This is a genomic window from Aeromonas sp. 603607 (genome assembly GCF_049171595.1).
Lineage (GTDB): Bacteria > Pseudomonadota > Gammaproteobacteria > Enterobacterales > Aeromonadaceae > Aeromonas > Aeromonas veronii.
In genome coordinates this window covers 86,160-105,973 of sequence record NZ_JAAKOV010000017.1, presented here as the reverse complement: position 1 = coordinate 105,973, position 19,814 = coordinate 86,160, and the positions used below count along the sequence as shown (strand labels likewise).

Genomic DNA, 19,814 nt, shown 5'->3' with positions numbered 1-19,814 from the left:
GAGCCATTAAAAAGGAACAGCGGATGACCATTAAACTCGGCATCGTGATGGACCCCATCTCGGCCATCAACATCAAGAAAGATTCCAGCTTTGCCATGCTCGAAGAGGCGCAAAAGCGCGGCTATGAGCTCTTCTATCTGGAGATGAAGGATCTCTACATGGAAGCTGGTCGCGCCTTTGGCACCATGCGCCCGCTCACCGTCAAATATGACTATGCCGACTGGTACACCCTGGGCGAGGTGGTGGATCAGCCCCTCTCCAACCTAGATGTGATCCTGATGCGCAAGGATCCGCCGTTCGACACCGAATTTATCTACGCCACCTACATGCTGGAGCGGGCCGAGGATGAGGGTTGCCTTATCGTCAACAAGCCGCAGAGCCTGCGCGACGCCAACGAGAAGCTCTATACTGCCTGGTTTGCCGAGCACACCCCGACCACGCTGGTAACCCGCCGCGCCGACAAGCTGCGCGCCTTTCACGCGAAGCACAAAGACGTCATCCTCAAGCCGCTGGACGGCATGGGCGGCGCCTCCATCTTCCGCATGAAGGAAGATGACGCCAACGTCGGTGTCATCATCGAGACCCTGACCGCCCACGGCAGCCAGTACTGCATGGCGCAGACCTATCTGCCCGCTATCAAGGATGGCGACAAGCGGGTACTGGTGGTGGATGGCGAACCGGTTCCCTACTGTCTGGCCCGTATTCCGGCGCAAGGTGAGACCCGTGGCAATCTGGCTGCCGGCGGCCGTGGTGAAGCGCGTCCCCTGAGCGAAGCCGACTGGGCCATCGCCCGCGCGGTGGGCCCAACGTTGAAAGAGAAAGGCCTTATCTTCGTCGGCCTCGACATCATCGGCGATCGGCTGACCGAGATTAACGTCACCAGCCCGACCTGCATTCGCGAGATTGAAGCAGCCTTCGATGTACACATCACCGGCATGCTGATGGATGCCATCGAGCGTCGGCTGGGCAAATAATCGCCTGGCAAGCTAACCGGCCTGTTCAGGGGTAACCGCCCCCGACAAGCCCTGAAAAAGAGAGGGTGGCCCGGCGCCACCCTCTCTGTTTCAAGGCAATCCGGAAAGGGGCGGGATCTCGCCCAGCCCAAAAAGCGGTTTTTCCCATGGGGATCAACTGCCATAATTGACCTCAAATACCTTTGCACTATTTGGCCTCTATGCAAACACTGCAAAATCACTTCCTGCTTGCCATGCCAAGCCTGACGGATCCCTACTTCGAACGCTCGCTGGTCTATCTGTGCGAGCACAACGAAGAGGGCGCCATGGGACTGGTCGTCAACATTCCGGTCGAGATGTCGCTGGAAACCATGCTGACCCAGCTCCAGCTCAATCCGCCCAACAACCCGGAACTCAAGCAGCCGGTGCTGCAAGGGGGGCCGGTTCACGCCGATCGCGGCTTCGTGCTGCACAGCTTCCGCCCCGGTTTCAACTCCACCCTGCAGGTGGGGGATGAGATGATGGTGACCACCTCCAAGGATATTCTGGAAACCCTGGGTACGAGCGAAGCTCCTGCCCATTGGCTGGTGGCCCTTGGTTATGCAGGCTGGAGCGCTGGGCAGCTGGAGCAGGAGCTGGTGGATGGCGCCTGGCTGGTGATCCCCCCCAATCCTGCTCTGGTGTTCAAGACCCCCATTCACAAACGTTGGCAGCAAGCTGCCGCCAGCATAGGGGTGAACCCGGTTCACCTCTCCAGCGATATCGGCCACAGCTGATCGGCTGGCCCGCTCCGCTCTCTATTTCGAGGATTTATCAGTTATGTCATCACGCAGCATCATGGGCTTTGACTATGGCACCAAGAGCATTGGCGTCGCCATCGGTCAGGAGCTGACTGGCACAGCCCAGCCTCTGCGCGCCCTCAAGGCCAACGACGGCATCCCCAACTGGGACGAGATTGAGAAGCTGCTCAAGGAGTGGCAACCGGACCTGCTGGTGGTCGGCCTGCCGCTGAACATGGATGGTACCGATCAGGAGATCACGGTACGGGCCCGCAAATTCGGCAACCGGCTGCATGGCCGCTTCGGCAAACCGGTGGAGTTCAAGGATGAGCGACTCACCACCACAGATGCCCGCGCCCGCCTGTTTGAGCGAGGCGGCTATCGCGCACTGGAAAAAGGCAGCGTGGACGGCGTCTCGGCGCAGTTGATCGTCGAAGCCTGGATGGAAGAGCAGTACAACTAAACCATCAACAGCAAGGCAAGGGTCGCAGCCCTTGCCTTGTCTCGCACTATCCTCCCCTCATTACGTCTGTGATTGACCCGCGACCAGCCCTTCGGCCTCTGTCGGCGTCGCATTCATCATCCGGTTCAGCCAGGGCACCATCAGCCCCATCACTACCGCAATCAGCAGGGTCGCCATCCCGATCTTGCCAAATACGCCGGTGTAAATGGGCAAAGTTTGCAGCGGATCCGTCATCCCTTGCGGCACGGCGGTAAAAGTCGCCACATAGCCTCCCAGCAGGGACGCCATCGCTTGAGTCAGGAACCACATTCCGAGAATGAAGCCCATCAGCCGTTGCGGCACCAGCGCGGCGACCATCGCCAGTCCCAGGGCACTGATCATCAGCTCACCCAAACTCTGGAACAGGTAGATAAGCACCATAAACCAGGGGGAGGTCAGCCCCTGCTCATCGGCAAACCACCAGCCGGATGCCGCCGCCGTCAGAAAGCCCAGCGAGCAGAAGAACATCCCGAGGGTGAACTTGAGCGGCATGGTGAGATCCCGCCCCTTGCTGCCCATCCGGGTATAGATCATCGCGAGTACCGGGCTACCCACCACCACCCAGAAGGGGTTGAGCGCCTGGAAGCTGATTGGGTTGACGCTCATGCCCAGCATTTCGTGGTGCATGTTGTTGATGGCAAAGAAGTTCAGAGACGTCGGCATCTGGGCATACAGCACGTAGAAGAGCACCGCCTCCAGCATCAGCACGAAGGCCACATACATCTTGTTGCGGCCCACGGTATCGAGCCTGAACGCCTCGCGAAAGAAGACAATCACCACGGCGATGGTTACCGTCATCAGCACCATGTTGGCGATCACCACGTGGTGCATCAGCCAGGAGCAAAAGAAGACCATGGCTACCGAGCCCAATATAACCAGCAGCAGCTTGCTGTAATTCAGTGGCAGGTGATCCGGCTCGGAGCCAATATCCTTCACCATATTGCGGCAGGCAAAGAAGGTGAGCAGCGCAATAATCAGCCCCACCCCGCACAGGTTATAGGTCACGGTGTAGCCGTAGTGATCGGCAATCACCGGCGCGAGCGAGAGGGAAATAAGGGAGCCGATATTGATCGACATATAGAACAGGGTAAAAGCCCCATCCAGCCGCGGATCTTTTGGCTGGTAGCATTTTGACAGCAGGCTGGCCGGATTGGCCTTGAACAGGCAGTTACCAACTGCAATGGTGCCCAGCGCATAGAAAATCAGGTCGGGATTATAGATAGAGAGGCCGGTCATGAAATAGCCGATAACCAGCACCACGGCCCCCAGCACCATGGTGCGCTTGGTACCGAGAATATGGTCGCCGACATAACCACCGATCGAGATAAGGCCATACACCAGCGCCGAGAAGGCACCGAAGGTGATAAACGACTGCTCCTGGGAAAAACCCAATTGCTGTACAAAGAAAACTGCCAGGATCCCCTGCACGCCGTAATAACCGAAGCGCTCCCAGAGTTCGACAAAAAATATCATGAAGAAGGGTTTGGGCTGTTGTAACAACCCGGTCGGTGCTGTTGCTGGACGCATATTAACCTGCCTTTGCTGAGATTTATTTTTATTAATCTGGTGGTGGCTGCCGCACTATTTTCTCTTCCGTCATTGCCATAACGGGGAGCACAGTCAGCCTGCCAATCTGGCTATTTTCGGGTGCACGGGCCCCGTTCGATGAAAGGTGTTTTTTCATCTAGCCGGTTTCAATTAGGTGTTATCGGGGGATGGTGAGTGGCGTCTCCCGGTACAGTTACTGGCTCCGGGTTCTACCTTTGCTGCATCCCTTTACTCAAGCCAGTTTATCAACCTTGATACTTATTCCCCTCTGCTCCGTCACTCATGGCTGGTGGCCAGATAGCCGGGGCATGGCACGGCCACAGACGACCTGTGGGGCTGGCTCACGCTGCGCTCTACTGGCAGTCACCTACGCAGGCGCTATCTAACCCCACCATTCCAAGGGGAGTCATGCTATATCACTGAAAATACAGGAACTTAATGGTCGATCACACTTTAAAAGTGACCATCAGTGAAGTTTTCTAATGAAACCACATGAATTTTTTTCGTGAAAATAGCTTCACTCGAGACGTGCAACCAAAGCCAATCTGTGCATAAAGAGAGTTGAATGAAACACCATATGAACCCGTGAACCCGTGAACCCGCGCTTGGCACTTAAGTCGTGCCAAAGCCCGCTCATCCGGGCGATACGACAACAAAAAGCCGGAGCAGATGGCTCCGGCTGATCGATGGGCACCGTCACGCTCACATTAGCGTGGCGATTCGTCGTTGTAGAGTCGCCGGATCTCGTTGCGCAGCCACATCACCTTGGCATCCTGATTGTGCCGTTTGTGCCACAGCAGGATGAAGGCGATCTCCAGCTGTGCGTAGAGCTTCTCGGGCAGCGGCAGCGGCATGGCGATCAGATTGCCGTGATGCCGACTGGCATAACTACCGCAGTAGGAAGGAGCCACCGCAATCAGTTCGTGGCTCGACTGGGAGGCAATATGCAGCGCCTGCTCGAAGCTGGAGACCATGATGGGCACCTCCCGCTTCAGCCCCTCGTCCTCCAGCAGACTGTCGAGGGCCCAGGTATCGTTCGCCTCCCACACCATGCTGATCTGGGGGCAGGCCAAAAAATTCTCCAGCGACCACTTTTGCTGGAGCAAGGGGTGATCCTTGCGCAGAAAAACCACCGGGCGATCGGTGAACAGCACCTCGTGATCGATGTAGTAGGGCAAGCGGTTGACCTTGGCTTGGGAGCGGCCATGGGTTTCGCGGGCGCAGAAGCCGAGATCCGCATCGCCGTTGACGATGTCGTTGAGGGAGTGGTGATCCCACCCCAGCATCCTGACTACCGAGTTGGGGTACTTCTGGTAGATGGTCATGGGCAGATCGCTCAGGAAGCTGATGTAGAAGGGGGACTCCATCACCAGGGTGAAGCGGGCACCGTCGGGGATCGCCTCGCTATTGAGCGAGGTGATGCTGTCGGTGAGCTGGAACCAGACCTTCAGCTCCTCCTCCAGGGTCAGAGAGAGGTTGGTGGGCTGCAACCCCAGCCGTACCCGCACAAACAGGGGATCGTCAAACCACTCCCGCAATTTGGCCAGAGACTTGCTCACCGCCGACGGAGTGACACAGAGCTTTTTCGCCGCCCCTGCCACACTGCGCTCCTGCATCAGGTACTTGAACACCACCAGCAGGTTCAAATCGAGTTCACCCAGATTGCGCATATCCCCTCTCATCTTCCATCAGCCCTGCGACCGCGCTTCACGAAGCGCGAGCAATGGTAACAGCCCCCTGACAGCCATGTAACTGAGCAGTGCCAGCAGCAGGGCGCAGATCAGCATCTCGGTCGGGGCAAAGCTAAGTTGGCCCAGCAGCCAGATGTAGAGGCCGGAGAGGCTGATCTGCATGATGCAGAGCACGGCACTGGCAAAGGCCACGTTATGCTGGCAACCATCGAGCGCCTCTCCCATTGCCACCCCGAAGCCACAGGAGAAGCCGACACAGACCAGCGCAAACCCCGGCAGCAGCAGATGGATATCGCCCCCCGTCTGCCAGCTGCCGATCAGTGAGCAGGCCGCCAGCAGATAGGAGAGATGAGACACCGCCAGCACCTTCTGTTTGCCCAGCCAGCGCAACAGCAGGGGCGTCAGGAAGGAGGTGGACATACTCACGCCAGCCATCACCATCATCACGATGGAGTACTGCTCGGTAGTGAAGCCAAACTCCTTCATCAGGATCAGCGGCGAGACGCTGACATAGACCAGAATGGCGGTCACGCTGGCACTGGTCAGCAGGGAGAGCAGCATAAAGCGCGGCGAGCGCAGCAGGGCAAAGGGCAGCGCCGCGCTACTCCCCGGTTGCCGAGCCGGGCGGGTCTCCTTGAGCAGAAGCAAGTTCACCAGACCGCTGACGGCCGCCACCATCGCCATCGCCACGAAGATCCCGCGCCAATCAAAATGTGACAGGATGAGGTAACCGAGAACCGGCGCCAGCACCGGGATCACGCAGATGATCCCGTTGATCATCGAGAGCGCCATCGCCAGCCGCTCCTGACTCAGCACGTCCCGCAGCACGGTAAAGGTCATGATATAGAGCGTCCCCGCCCCGACTCCTTGCCAGAAACGGCCGAAATAGAACTGACTTATCCCCTCTGCATTACCCGCCACCAGCGAGGCAAGGACAAAAATCAGGGCGCCCCCGAGCACCACCCAGCGCCGCCCGAAGCGATCGGCAATCATCCCACCCAGCAGCACGGTGGCTGCCATACCAAACAGATAGATGGAGAAGGCGGTGTGGATCTGCGCCTCGCTCGCCTGCAGGGTATCGGCAATCTGGGGCACGGCGACCAGATAGAGATCGATCCCGACCGGATAGAGAATGATCATCAGAAAAGTGCACAACAGGAAAACAAGCATGGATGCTCCATGGCAGATTGGCGTGCCGATGCCTGCCAGATCACAGCGACAGGCGAACAGTGGCGGGGCCAAGGTGGTGACAAAGGTAGCAACACAGCGCGTCGCAATGGGGCAACTATATGGGTGCCCACCGCCCTCACCTAGTGAAGAGATGGCGATCGGTACATTCCAATCAGGAAATATTCTATTAAGTTGCGTGCCTAAGCGGCCATATTGAATCAAGCAGACTCAGCAATAAACCGGGTCACCTCCCGCTCATTGCCATCCCTGCGCTGCACTTTACCGCCCGTCTGTTATCCGCCTTGGCCCTTGCGGGCGTATAAGCTGTAGGTGCGACGCAATACAGGGAATGTGTATGAAGGGAATGAAGAGAGAAGAGCAGATTGCCGGGCTGCTGGCGGCACTGGAGCAAGTCATTCTGGGCAAGCCGCTGCAACTGAAAATCGCGCTGGTGACCCTGCTGGCGCGCGGTCATCTGCTGATCGAGGATCTGCCCGGTATGGGCAAGACCACCCTGGCCCACGCGCTGGCACAGGTACTGGGGCTGGCATGCAGGCGCATGCAGTTCACCGCCGATCTGCTCCCCGCCGACCTGCTGGGGCTTCAGATTTTTGACCCCCAGCAACAAACATTTCGCTTTCACCCCGGCCCCATCTTCACCCAGATGCTACTTGCGGACGAGATCAACCGCGCCAGCCCCAAGGTGCAGAGCGCCCTGCTGGAGGCGATGGCCGAGGGCAAGGTGAGCATTGAGGGGAATACGCATCCCCTCCCCGATCCGTTTTTCGTCATCGCCACCCAGAATCCGGCGGATCAGGCGGGCACCTATCCGCTGCCGGAATCCCAGCTCGACCGCTTCGCCGTGCGACTCTCGCTGGGTTTTCCGCCGCGAGAGGCGGAGCGCCAGCTACTGCGGGGCAACCAGCCGACTGGCCCGTTGCCCGCCATGCTGAATGCCGCCGAGCTGACTGCCCTGCAAGCGGAAGGTGATGCTATCCATGTTTCCGATGCCACCCTCGACTACCTGCTGGCGCTGGTGCACCAGAGCCGCTTTGATGGGGATCTGCCACAGCCCCTCTCCCCCCGGGCAGCCCAGACCTTGCTGGCGGTGAGCCGGGCCTGGGCGCTGGTGGCGGGGCGGCGCTTTGTCACGGTGGAGGATGTACAGGCAGTCTTCCCCTATGTGGCCGAGCATCGACTGCGGGGCAGCTTTGGCGTGCAGCACGGCGAAGCCTGTCCCCTGAGCCAGCGGTTACTGGCCAGGGTCGATCCGGACAATCCCTGATGAGCAAATTGCTAAACCGTTGGCAGCAGTGGCGAGCCCGCTGGCAGCGACGCTGGCTCGACCGCCGCATTCCCCCGGCCCGCCAGATCACGCTGGGTACCCGCAGCCTCTTTATTCTCCCTACCCGCATGGGGCTGCTCTATCTGCTGGTGCTGCTCGCCATCTATCTGCTCGGCACCAACTACCAGAACAATCTGGTGCTGCTGGTGGCCTACTGCCTCGGCAGCCTGTTTATGGCCGCCATGTGGCTCACCCACCGCAACCTGCTGGGGCTGGAACTGCTGGGTGGCCCGCTGATACTGGGGGAAGCGGGTAGCCAGCTACCTATCCGTATCTTGGTGCAGAGCCCTCGCCCGGTGCAGGCGCTCCGGTTTAGCCTCAACGAAGGCACCCTCTGGCTGGCACAGGCCGACGCTGTGCCCAGCACAGTTATCCTGCCAGTATCGGGCTCGCGCCGTGGGCCACTGCACCTTGGTCGATTGCGGGTCGAGAGCCGCTACCCTCTCGGCCTGTTTCGCTGCTGGTCCCTGCTGGACTTGCAGTTGGAGGGCTGGCTCGCCCCCAAACCGGCGTTCGGGGCGCTAAGAGGGGAACATGCGACCGAACGCGAGGGGCATCAGGGCCAGCCCGCTCCGGCCACTCTCGGTGACTTTGACTCTCTGCGGATACATCAGGCTGGTGAACCACTGAGCCGGGTCGCCTGGAAGCAACTTGCCCAAGGGCGCGGCCTGCTGACCAAGCAGTTCCATGAACCGCAGCAGGATGAGACTCACCTCACCTTGCAGCGGGTCGCGGGCGGGGATCTGGAGCAGCGGCTGGCGGTGCTGGCCTGGTGGTGCGCCGATTACGGCAAGCGGGGCATCCCCTTTACCCTGACACTGGCAAACCAGACGCTGGGGCCCGATAGCGGCGCCGCCTCTGTGCAGCGCTGCCTGCTGGCACTGGCCCAATTCGATGCAACACCACCGAAGATCACGCCAGATGCTGCTCGATAACCGCCGCCTGCTGCCACTCATCGCCCTGCAACAGCTGCTGCTGGTCGCGGCGCTCTGGCCCCAGTTGCAACTCTGGGTAGTGGCAGTGGGCGCCATCACTCTCGGCGTCCGGGCCATGATGCTGTGGCGCGGCTTGCCGCCCCTGCCTGCCCGCTGGTTGGCGCTGCTGGCCATCACAACCGTGGTGTTGCTGGGGTTGCAGTGGCGCACATTGGGCACCCTGCCCGCCCTGATCAATCTGCTCTGGCTCGGCTATAGCCTCAAGATGATCGAGGTACGGCGCGAGCGGGATATCGAGCAGGTGCTGCTGCTCGCCTTCTTCCTCATCGCGCTGGCGCTGGTACAACGCCAAAGCATCGGCTGGACAGCCGGGATGGCAGTGGCACTCTGGCTGGCAGTGACCGCGCTGGTGACCGCCGTCGTCCCCGAGCAGAAACGGCCTTGGCGCAGTGCGGGGAGCGCCCTGCTGCTGGCGCTGCCCTTGCTTATCACCCTGTTTATACTACTGCCAAGGCTGCCGCCCCTCTGGCAGATGCCCACCACCAGCCGTGCCCTGTCCGGCCTCTCGGAAGAGCTGGCCCCCGGCGATATCAGCGAACTGGTCAACTCCTCGGAACTGGCGTTTCGGGTCAGCTTTGCCGATGGCCCGCCCCCTGTCCGCGAGCGCTATTTTCCGGTGATGCGCCAAGAAGTTTTCGATGGTCAGCGCTGGTTGCTGAGCCCCGAGGTCAAAGCATGGCAGCAGACAGTGCAGGTGCAGACCGGGCTGACCCTTCTGGCATCATCTTCACGGGCAAGCAATCAGCTGGCAGATAGTCCATTACCCGCCGGGAGCTACGAGGTGATCGCCGAGCCCCAGCGCCACCGCTGGGCCTTTGCCCAAAGTGAACCGACTATTCTGACTGGACCAGTGCTGCTCACCCCCATTCACACCCTCTATCGGCAGGGGAGCGGCGAGGTGGCAATCCGCTATCGCATTGGCCGCGGCGAAGCACAGATCGAGGACGACCACCAAGCCGCTCAGCGCAACCTGCAACTGCCAGCCGGAGGCAACCCGAGAGCGCGCGTCCATGGCCAAGTGCTGGCTGTGCGCTATCCGGATCGCGCAGAGCTGGTCGCCGCCCTGCTAGCGCAGTTTCGCAGCCAATCCTATTACTACACCCTGACACCGCCACGACTTGGCGGTGACGGGGTGGATGAGTTCCTGTTCGATACTCGGCGCGGCTTTTGCGGCCACTACGCCATGGCGACCGCTTTCGTGCTGCGCGCCGCCGGTATTCCGGCACGGCTGGTCACCGGTTATCTCGGCGGCGAGTGGAATCCCACGGGCAACTATCTGGCGGTACACCAGTTCGATGCTCACGCCTGGGTGGAGTATCTCGATGAAGGAGGAACATGGCGGCGAATCGACCCCACTGCGGCAGTGGCACCGGAGCGCATTGAAGGCGGCGTGAGGGAGGCCCTGAGCGACGAGTTTACCGCCGCCGACCCGCTTGCTCTGCAGCGTTATCGCAACTGGGCCCTGCTCAATCAGCTGCGCTGGTGGGGCAACAATATCGACTACCAGTGGAGTCGCTGGGTGATTGGTTACGATGCGGGCCAGCTCTGGCAGCAAATCGGTCTGCGCTGGCCTGCACTGGCGGGATACACTCCCTGGTTGATCCTCGCCAGCCTGATGCTGGTCGCCCTGCTGGTGAGCTTGCCCCTGCTGTTGCCCGCCCGTCTGCCGCCAGAGCGGCGCATCTGGCAACCCCTGCTCAAACGGGGCAAACGCAGCGGCTATTCCCCAGAGCCTGCCGAGAGCATGGGAGCATGGTGCGAGCGGCTGGCGCGGCTGCGCCCCGACCTTGCCCATCCCCTGCTAAAGAGTGCGTGGCTCTATCGCCGCTGGCGTTATGCCCTCCTCAACGACCGGCAACAAGGGCGCTGCTGGCGCCAGTTGCAACGGCGTATCAGACAGCTCGCCCAGCGCTGGGATCAGCCGCCGAAGAGCGGCTCATAAAAGAAGGGGGAGCCACCGGCTCCCCCTTCAGGTTTTAATCAAGAGGTTTGACTCACCGCTTGTTATTTTTTGGTCGGATTGTCCCAGATCCCCTCTTCCAGCTGGGAGCGGATCTCGGGGTACTTGTTGGCATCAAAGGTGGGCACCTTGCCCAGCCTGAGCTGGTCGTTGTAATCCTTGGCCAGCTTGATGGCGACGCCGGAGAGCAGCAGGATAGCCACCAGGTTGACGATGGCCATCAACCCCATGGAGACATCAGCCATTGCCCAGACGGTCGGCAACTCGCCCACAGAGCCGAACATCACCATGCCCAGCACAAACATCCGGAACAGCATCAGGCCGCCCTTGTGGTTGTGCTCGAGGAACACCAGATTCGTTTCGGCATAGGAGTAGTTCGCCACGATAGAGGTGAAGGCGAAGAAGAAGATGGCCGCCGCGATAAAGATGTTGCCACCGCTGCCAATCTGGGAAGAGAGCGCCCGCTGGGTCAGCTCGACACCGGTCACGCCGGAGCCCGGCTCAAACTGACCTGACATCAGGATGATGGCGGCGGTACAGCTGCAGATGACGATGGTATCCATAAAGACCCCCAGCATCTGCACATAACCCTGGGAGGCCGGGTGCGGCGGATAGGGAGTGGCAGTCGCTGCAGCGTTGGGCGCAGAGCCCATGCCCGCTTCGTTGGAGAAGAGACCACGCTTGATGCCGTTGATCATCGCCTGGGAGATGGCATAACCCAGCGCACCCGAGCCAGCCTGCTCAATCCCGAAGGCGGACTTGATGATCAGCATGAAGACATGGGGCAACTCGGTGATGTTCATCGCCACGATCACCAGCGCCAGCAGGATGTAGGCCAGCGCCATAAAGGGCACCACCAGCTCGGCAAAACGGGCAATGCCACGAATGCCGCCAAAGATAATCAGGCCGGAGAGCGCCACCAGCGCCAGACCGCTGACCCAGTCAGGAATGCCAAACGCCACCTTCATCGCCAGACTGATGGAGTTGGCCTGCACCGCGTTGAACACCAGGCCAAATGCCAGGATCAGGCAGAGCGAGAAGACCACCCCCATCCAGCGCATGCCAAGGCCTTTCTCCATGTAGTAGGCCGGGCCACCACGGTAGTTGCCATCCTCATCCTTGACCTTGTAGAGCTGGGCCAGGGTGCTTTCAACGAAGGCGGTCGCCATGCCGATAAAGGCAATCAGCCACATCCAGAAGATGGCGCCGGGGCCACCCAGATAGATGGCGACTGCCACACCGGCCAGGTTGCCGGTACCGACACGGGCGGCAAGGCTGGTACAGAGGGCCTGGAAAGAGGAGATGCCCGCGTTGTCCGATTTACGACTGTTTTTCAGCACGGAAAACATGTGGCCAAAGTGACGGATCTGGATAAAACCCAGGCGGAAGGTGAAAAAGATACCGACCCCGATGAGCAGGTAGATGAGCACGGCTCCCCACATCAGGTCGTTTAGCATCGCAATCAAGGTGTCCATAATTCTCTCGTTGTTATTCACATCCATGGCCAGTCTGCGCTGACCGTTTTCTGTCTGTCGTTTAATTAGCGTTTCGCTAAAGGGGCGGAATCTAGCACAGCGGGAGAGCCCGGAATAGTGATCCCGGTCACGCGAGACACAAAAAACGAACGGTAAAAGCCCATAAAGCTCCATTTAAATCGCAAACTTTCAACAAACTCAATAATTCAATCAGACAGGCCACCATTAAGCCCCATAAGAGAACCATTTTGATATATCCCTGATGAGCTATGCGAAAACGCAAACGCTTGCATGAAATGGCTTTCAAACGGAGACATTTCGCCAAACGTTTTCGCTGTAATTAAATTTCAAGTACGTAGTGAGATAATTTATGTGATCGACGACACAAATATGGATATTGGCTAAAAAAGTTCAGCTGACAGCAAACTGGATCGAGGTCAGAAGGAAATGTAAAAAACCTTACTAATCATATAGTTTCAAGCCATAAAACGGGATAACTCAACAGCTTGAATGTTTAACAACCAAGCGCCCCTATTGCAGGATGCACCACATCAGTATTAATTAGGCAGGCAATGACGATGGGCCGCCCCCATCGCGCTTTTCTGAGCCTGAGGCACCAAGATCCTGTAATTTTATTTCAGAACCACCGTCTCAAGCCCGCAACCCAGGGATTACTCCCTCATTAAGAGATGATATTCGCTATGGCCGATAAATTAACCCAGCTGAAAGCCCTGACCACTGTTGTTGCCGACACCGGTGATATCGAAGCCATCAAACGCTATCAGCCCATCGATGCCACCACCAACCCCTCTCTGGTTCTGAAGGCCTCCGAGATCCCCGAGTACGCTCCGCTGATCGAAGACGCCATCAAGTGGGCCAAAGCCCAGAGCCAGGACAAGGCACAGCAAATCATCGACGCGGGCGACAAGCTGGCCGTCAACATCGGTCTGGAAGTGCTGAAGATCGTTCCTGGCCGCATCTCTACCGAAGTGGATGCCCGTCTCTCCTTCGATACCGAAGCCAGCATCGCTAAGGCCCGCAAACTGATCCGTCTTTACAACGAAGCCGGCATCAGCAACGACCGCATTCTGATCAAGCTGGCCTCCACCTGGGAAGGGATCCGTGCCGCTGAAGTACTGGAGAAAGAGGGTATCCAGTGCAACCTGACCCTGCTGTTCTCCTTCGCCCAGGCCCGTGCCTGTGCCGAAGCCGGTGCCTTCCTGATCTCCCCGTTCGTAGGCCGCATCCTCGACTGGTACAAGGCCAAGCACAACCGTGACTACACCGCCAGCGAAGATCCGGGCGTAGTCTCTGTCACCTCCATCTACAACTACTACAAGCAGCACGACTATCCGACCGTGGTGATGGGCGCCAGCTTCCGCAACACCGGCGAGATCCTGGAACTGGCCGGTTGCGACCGCCTGACCATTGGCCCGGCCCTGCTGGAAGAGCTGAGCAAGGCCGAAGGGGCCGTGGTACGCAAACTGGACTACGCCGGTGAGCGCAAGGCCAAACCGACTCCGATGACCGAAGCCGAATTCCGCTGGGAACTGAACCAGGACGCCATGGCTCACGAGAAGCTGGGCGAAGGCATCCGCATGTTCGCCATCGACCAGGGCAAGCTGGAAACCATGCTGGCAAGCCGCCTGTAATCGGTTCTTTTTTCTGATAAAAACCGGGCCCCTACCAAGGGGCCCGGTTTTTTTTCATGGGCTTTTTTAGCGCTGTCATAGAGTCGTCACGAAAACGTTTTAATTTCAGATTCGTTATGTTATACGGGTGGTGAAAACGATAAAAACCAAGGAGGGAGCCATGGAAATGTTCAACTTCGATTATGACGAGGTGGTTGAACTCGGTTCGCGTAGCCGCGGGACAACGGGAAAAAAACGTAAATGGCGTGAAATCGAGGCGTTGAAAGACAAACATCGCCTGCAGAAGGAGCTGCAATCCATCGATATCGCCTATGAAGGTCTTACAGACGAGATTGAACTGTAATACCGCCAGACACCTGTAAAAGCGCTCCGCATAGTCGGGGCGCTTTTTTATGCCGCAATCAGATGATCAAGCGGCTTGTCGTGCCATCGCCAGCGATGCCACAGGATGCAGCGGGCAGGCGACAGACAACGGGTTGCCACAGTCCCTGACAGCCCTCACCAACGGCATGGCATACCAACCCTGCCCCTCACCCGCGAAGAGTGAGCAGCGCCGTTTCAGGGCACGTTGGGGCACTCACCTGAATGACAGATCAACCGCAATAAAAAGCCCCCGTCAATGACGGGGGCCTGAATACTCGGGGGTGACAGCTGCGCTTAGCAGTAACCGTAGCCCAGCAGACGCTGGTAGCGTTGCTCCAGCAGTTGCTCGGTATCGAGCGGACGCAGGGCGTCCAGATCCTGCTTGATGCGAGCCTTGAGGTTTTTGGCCATCTTCTCCACATCGCGGTGGGCACCGCCGAGGGGCTCGTCGATCACATGGTCGATCAGCTTGAGCTCCTTCAGACGCTGGGCTGTGATACCCATCGCTTCGGCAGCCACAGAGGCCTTGTCGGCACTCTTCCACAGGATGGAGGCACACCCTTCCGGCGAGATGACGGAGTAGGTGGAGTACTGCAGCATGTTGACGCGATCGCCCACGCCGATTGCCAGTGCACCACCTGAACCGCCCTCACCGATCACGGTGCAGACCACCGGCACGGTCAGACCGGCCATCACTTTCAGGTTGCGGGCAATCGCCTCGGACTGACCACGCTCTTCGGCACCGACGCCGGGGTAAGCGCCCGGGGTATCGATAAAGGTGATGATCGGCATCTTGAAGCGCTCGGCCATCTCCATCAGACGCAGGGCCTTGCGGTATCCTTCCGGACGCGGCATGCCGAAGTTACGCTTGATCTTCTCTTTGGTCTCGCGACCCTTCTGGTGACCAATCACCATCACCGGCTCACCGTCGAGACGGGCGATGCCGCCGACGATAGCCTTGTCATCGGCATAGGCGCGATCGCCAGCCAACTCGTCGAAATCGGTGAAGATATGCTCGATATAGTCAAAGGTGTAGGGGCGCTGGGGATGACGCGCCATCTGGGATACCTGCCAGGCACCCAGATCACCGAAGATCTTCTTGGTCAGCTCTTCGTTTTTCTTCTCCAGCCGGCGGATCTCGTCTTTCAGATCCACGGCGTGATTGCCTTCACTCACATGTTTGAGTTCATCAATCTGCGCCTGCAACTCGGCAATCGGCTGTTCAAAATCCAGAAAAAGACTCATAGGGCCTTAGAACCTCTAATCAAAAACCAATTCAACCCGCTCTCGTCCAAGCAGGACTCGCAAGTCATCTATCAGTTGATCGGTGGGCGTCACCCGCCACTCGGTACCGAGCGTCAATCGCACCCGGGAGCCGGGGCGACGATAGTTTACCTGAACCGGACAGACTCCGGCACGGGCGGGCTCCAAAATCTCGCACAAACGCGGGAAAAAGCGATCATCAATCCGCTGTTCATCGAGGGAGATGCGGATTGCTCTGGCAAAACGCTCCCTCGCATCGTTGATATCCAGTAATTCTCGAGCCGACATTTTAAGGCCACCGGAGAAGTCATCAAAGCTGACCTGTCCAGAAACCACCAAAATGCGGTCTTTTTGCATCAATTCTTCATATTTTTCCAGCGCTTCACTGAACAGGGTCACATCGAGGCGACCGGAACGGTCGTCCAGGGTGAAGATCCCCATCTTGTTGCCACGCTTGGTCACCATGCTGCGGGCCGCAATCACCAGCCCCGCCGCCGTGGTTACGGTATCGCGGGAGGTGGGATGCAGATCGCACAGGCGACCCGAGGTATAACGACGCAATTCGCTGCTGTACTGGTTGATGGGGTGGCCGGTGAGATAGAGCCCGAGGGTCTCGCGCTCCCCTTCCAACCACACCTTGTCAGGCCAGTGCGGCACGTTGGCAAACGCCTTCTTGACGTCGTCAATCTCTTCGGTGAGCACGCCGAACATGTCGACCTGCCCCACCGCCTGCGCCTTGGCGTGCTGCTCGGCGGCACGCATCGCCTCCTCCAGGGTCGCCATCAGGGCGGCGCGGTGCGGGCCGAGCCGATCCATGGCGCCGGAGAGGATGAGCTTCTCCATCACCCGCTTGTTGAGCTTCTTGATGTCGACCCGGTTACAGAAGTCGAACAGATCTCGGAACGGGCCGTCCTGATCCCGGGCGCTCAAGATCGCATCGATGGGGCCTTCACCGACCCCTTTCACCGCCCCGATCCCGTAGACGATATGGCCATCTTCGTTGACCGAGAAGCGATAGCGACCGGTGTTCACATCCGGCGGGATCACGGTCAGCCCCATCCGCTGGCACTCATCCACCAGGGTCACGATCTTGTCGGTGTTGTCCATATCGGCGGTCATGACCGCCGCCATGAACTCGGCCGGGAAGTGGGTCTTGAGCCAGAGGGTCTGGTAGGAGACCAGCGCATAGGCGGCGGAGTGGGATTTGTTGAAGCCGTAGCCCGCAAACTTCTCCACCAGATCGAAGATCTTCATCGCCAGTTCGCCGTCGACGCCATTCTTGACGGCGCCCTCCTCGAAACCGGCCCGCTGCTTGGCCATCTCCTCGGGCTTTTTCTTACCCATCGCCCGGCGAAGCATGTCCGCGCCACCCAGGGTATAACCCGCCAGGGTCTGGGCGATCTGCATCACCTGCTCCTGATAGAGGATGATGCCGTAGGTAGGTTCCAGAATCGGTTTCAGGCTCTCGTGCTGCCACTTCTCGTCCGGATAGGAGATCGCTTCATTGCCGTGTTTGCGGTCGATGAAGTTATCCACCATGCCTGACTGAAGCGGGCCCGGTCGGAACAGGGCCACCAGTGCGATCATGTCTTCGAAGCAGTCGGGGCGCAGCCGCTTGATGAGATCCTTCATGCCGCGGGATTCCAGCTGGAATACCGCGGTGGTCTCGTAGCGCTGCAGCAGGTCAAACGACTTCTTGTCATCGATGGGGATGGCGGCGATATCGACCGGCGGCTTGCCCTCTTTGGCAAGACGCGGGTTTATCATGCCGAGCGCCCAGTCGATGATGGTGAGGGTCCGCAGACCCAGGAAGTCGAACTTCACCAGACCGGCGTACTCCACGTCGTTCTTGTCGAACTGGGTGACCGGGTGATGCCCTTCGTCATCGCAGTAGAGCGGCGCAAAGTCGGTGATCTTGGTGGGCGCGATCACTACGCCACCGGCGTGTTTACCGGCGTTGCGCACCACCCCTTCGAGACGGCGAGCCATGTCGATGAGGTCTTTGACCTCCTCATCCTGCTCGTAGAGCTCGGGCAGCTTGGGCTCGGCCTCGAACGCCTTGGCGAGCGTCATGCCCGGATCCGGCGGAATGAGCTTGGAGATGCGATCCACAAAGCCGTAGGCGTGGCCCAGCACCCGGCCCACGTCCCGCACCACCGCCTTGGCCGCCATGCTGCCGAAGGTGATGATCTGGGAGACCGCCTCCCGACCATACATATCGGAAACGTGCTCGATCACCTCATCCCGTCGATCCATGCAGAAGTCGACGTCGAAGTCGGGCATGGATACCCGCTCGGGGTTCAGGAAACGTTCGAACAGCAGGTCAAATTCCAGCGGGTCGAGGTCGGTGATCTTGAGGGCGTAGGCCACCAGAGAGCCTGCCCCCGACCCCCGGCCCGGACCAACGGGGATGCCGTTGTCCTTGGACCACTGGATAAACTCCATCACGATGAGGAAGTAACCCGGGAAGCCCATCTGGTTGATCACTTTCAGCTCGACATCGAGACGCTCGTCATACTCGGGACGTCGCTCGGCACGCACTTGCGGATCCGGGAACAGAAACTCGAGACGCTCCTCCAGACCCTCTTTCGACTTGGCCACCAGAAAATCTTCGGTGGTCATGTCGCCAGTCGGGAAGTTGGGCAGGAAGTACTCGCCGAGACGCACCGTCACGTTGCAGCGCTTGGCGATCTCCACCGTGTTTTCCAGCGCTTCGGGAATGTCGGCAAACAGCTCCGCCATCTCCTCCTGACTGCGCAGGTACTGCTGGGGGCTGTAGCGACGGGGGCGGCGTTTGTCCATCAGGGTATAGCCATCGTGGATGGCGACCCGGATCTCGTGGGCGTCGAAATCATCGGCGTTGAGGAACACCACCTCGTTGGTGGCGACTACCGGCAGCTCGAACTCGGTGGCGATGGCCACCGCCATATGCAGGTAGACCTCTTCGTCGGGTCGACCGGTACGCAGCAGTTCGAGGTAGTAGGCATCGGGGAAGTGGGTCTGATAGAAGGCGAGACACTGCTCGGTCATCTGCCGGTTGCCCTTGAGCAGGAACTTGCCCACATCCCCCTCGCGGCCGCCGGAGAGGACGATCACCCCCTTGGCATGCTCGGCGAGCCAGCTCTTGTCGATAACCGGCCGCCCCTGCACATGGCCGCGCTGGTAACCGCGGGAAATAAGCAGGGTGATGTTCTGGTAGCCGTCGTTATCCATGGCGAGCAGGGTGAGACGGAACTGCTCGTCGCCGAGCTCATCGCTCTGCACCCAGAAGTCGGCACCGACGATGGGTTTGATCCCCTTGCCGTGGGCTGCGCCATAGAAGCGCACCAGACCGCACATGTTCATCTGATCGGTCAGCGCCAGCGCCGGCATGTTGTTGGCCGCCGCCGCCCCGACGATGGGATTAATCTTCTGCAGGCCATCGACCATGGAGAAGTCGGAGTGGACTCGCAGGTGGATAAAACGGGGGTCAGCCATCGTCATCTCCTCTCGCTGCTCAAACTAAATGGCATGGTCTACTCGATCCCCAGTGCGCGGCGCACCGGCTTGAAGCTCTTGCGATATTCGGGCAACGGGCCACGCTCGGCCAGAATGGCGAGGTGCTCCGCAGTCGGATAACCCTTGTGGCGGGCAAAGCCGTACTCGGGATGACGGCTGTCCAGCTCGGTCATCTCCGCATCGCGGGTCACCTTGGCGAGGATCGAGGCGGCGCTGATGGCGGCCACCAGGCTATCGCCCTTGACCACGGCGCGCGCTTCCATCGGCAATGCCGGGCAACGGTTGCCATCGATAAAGACCAGCTCGGGCGTCACCTTCAGTCCCGCCACGGCGCGCTGCATCGCCAGCATGGTGGCATGCAGGATGTTGAGCTCGTCGATCTCCTCCGGGCTGGCGCGACCGATGGCCCAGGCGAGCGCTTTCTCTTTGATCTCGTCAAACAGCGCCAGCCGCTTCTTCTCAGAGAGCTTCTTGGAGTCAGCCAGTCCGACAATGGGATTGGCGGGATCGAGAATGACCGCAGCGGTGACCACGTCACCCACCAGGGGGCCACGGCCCACTTCGTCCACACCGGCAACCAGCTTGTCGTCAGGAATATCGATCATCATCTTGTAGCCTTG

The 19,814-nt window shown here is 59.4% G+C and carries 15 protein-coding genes; 8 read left to right on the top strand and 7 right to left on the bottom strand.

Annotated elements, in window-relative coordinates; genetic code table 11:
- Positions 1-23 precede the first annotated feature (23 nt).
- From gshB to ruvX, 3 genes are all read left to right on the top strand, one after another.
- Positions 24-974 carry a glutathione synthase gene (gshB, locus tag G5315_RS16190; protein WP_040066605.1) on the top strand — a complete coding sequence of 317 codons (951 nt, stop codon included), beginning with the start codon at positions 24-26 and terminating at the stop codon, positions 972-974.
- A 200-nt stretch (positions 975-1,174) separates the two neighbouring features.
- Complete coding sequence (locus G5315_RS16185) at positions 1,175-1,729, top strand: YqgE/AlgH family protein (RefSeq protein ID WP_005349793.1); 555 nt, start codon at positions 1,175-1,177, stop codon at positions 1,727-1,729.
- Between the two features lie 43 nt (positions 1,730-1,772).
- Entirely contained in the window at positions 1,773-2,195 is a 423-nt protein-coding gene (ruvX, locus tag G5315_RS16180; protein ID WP_005343821.1) for a Holliday junction resolvase RuvX, read from the top strand.
- A 60-nt stretch (positions 2,196-2,255) separates the two neighbouring features.
- Here the strand turns inward: ruvX and dtpB are convergent, their stop codons facing one another.
- The 3 genes from dtpB to G5315_RS16165 all read right to left on the bottom strand — a co-directional run bounded on the left by dtpB (position 2,256) and on the right by G5315_RS16165 (position 6,643).
- Positions 2,256-3,761, bottom strand: coding sequence for a dipeptide/tripeptide permease DtpB (gene dtpB / locus G5315_RS16175; RefSeq protein WP_421333394.1), 1,506 nt, complete (start codon positions 3,759-3,761; stop codon positions 2,256-2,258).
- Between the two features lie 728 nt (positions 3,762-4,489).
- Positions 4,490-5,452, bottom strand: coding sequence for an HTH-type transcriptional regulator YidZ (yidZ, locus tag G5315_RS16170; protein ID WP_421333392.1), 963 nt, complete (start codon positions 5,450-5,452; stop codon positions 4,490-4,492).
- A gap of 18 nt (positions 5,453-5,470) precedes the next feature.
- Positions 5,471-6,643, bottom strand: a complete 1,173-nt coding sequence (locus G5315_RS16165; RefSeq protein ID WP_421333390.1) for an MFS transporter — start codon at positions 6,641-6,643, stop codon at positions 5,471-5,473.
- 355 nt (positions 6,644-6,998) lie between these two features.
- Between G5315_RS16165 and G5315_RS16160 the strand changes: the two genes are divergently transcribed.
- Genes G5315_RS16160 through G5315_RS16150 form a run of 3 tightly spaced genes read left to right on the top strand, consistent with a single transcriptional unit; the run spans position 6,999 to position 10,925 of the window.
- On the top strand, positions 6,999-7,928 hold the full coding sequence (locus G5315_RS16160) for an AAA family ATPase (RefSeq protein ID WP_421333388.1): 930 nt from the start codon (positions 6,999-7,001) through the stop codon (positions 7,926-7,928).
- The gene (locus G5315_RS16155; RefSeq protein ID WP_421333386.1) at positions 7,928-8,923 is read left to right on the top strand and encodes a DUF58 domain-containing protein; all 996 of its coding nucleotides are present in this window, start codon (positions 7,928-7,930) and stop codon (positions 8,921-8,923) included. Before G5315_RS16160 ends, G5315_RS16155 begins: the two co-directional genes overlap by 1 nt.
- Complete coding sequence (locus G5315_RS16150; protein WP_421333384.1) at positions 8,910-10,925, top strand: transglutaminaseTgpA domain-containing protein; 2,016 nt, start codon at positions 8,910-8,912, stop codon at positions 10,923-10,925. The genes G5315_RS16155 and G5315_RS16150 overlap by 14 nt, the downstream gene beginning before the upstream one ends.
- A 62-nt stretch (positions 10,926-10,987) precedes the next feature.
- On the opposite strand, the gene G5315_RS16145 is transcribed toward G5315_RS16150, so the two are convergent.
- The gene (locus G5315_RS16145; protein WP_042055130.1) at positions 10,988-12,418 is read right to left on the bottom strand and encodes an alanine/glycine:cation symporter family protein; all 1,431 of its coding nucleotides are present in this window, start codon (positions 12,416-12,418) and stop codon (positions 10,988-10,990) included.
- 701 nt (positions 12,419-13,119) lie between these two features.
- Between G5315_RS16145 and tal the strand changes: the two genes are divergently transcribed.
- Positions 13,120-14,070: a transaldolase gene (tal, locus tag G5315_RS16140; protein WP_421333382.1), complete on the top strand. Its 951-nt coding sequence runs from the start codon at positions 13,120-13,122 to the stop codon at positions 14,068-14,070.
- A gap of 160 nt (positions 14,071-14,230) precedes the next feature.
- Positions 14,231-14,413, top strand: a complete 183-nt coding sequence (locus tag G5315_RS16135; RefSeq protein ID WP_005338547.1) for a DUF3545 family protein — start codon at positions 14,231-14,233, stop codon at positions 14,411-14,413.
- Positions 14,414-14,727: 314 nt separating this feature from the next.
- Here the strand turns inward: G5315_RS16135 and accA are convergent, their stop codons facing one another.
- Genes accA through rnhB form a run of 3 tightly spaced genes read right to left on the bottom strand, consistent with a single transcriptional unit; the run spans position 14,728 to position 19,802 of the window.
- Positions 14,728-15,678, bottom strand: coding sequence for an acetyl-CoA carboxylase carboxyl transferase subunit alpha (gene accA, locus G5315_RS16130; RefSeq protein ID WP_005338549.1), 951 nt, complete (start codon positions 15,676-15,678; stop codon positions 14,728-14,730).
- 15 nt (positions 15,679-15,693) lie between these two features.
- Positions 15,694-19,173, bottom strand: a complete 3,480-nt coding sequence (gene dnaE / locus G5315_RS16125) for a DNA polymerase III subunit alpha (protein ID WP_421333381.1) — start codon at positions 19,171-19,173, stop codon at positions 15,694-15,696.
- A 38-nt stretch (positions 19,174-19,211) separates the two neighbouring features.
- Positions 19,212-19,802 (bottom strand): ribonuclease HII, encoded by a 591-nt coding sequence (rnhB, locus tag G5315_RS16120; RefSeq protein ID WP_150390376.1) that lies wholly within the window; start codon positions 19,800-19,802, stop codon positions 19,212-19,214.
- Positions 19,803-19,814: the final 12 nt, after the last annotated feature.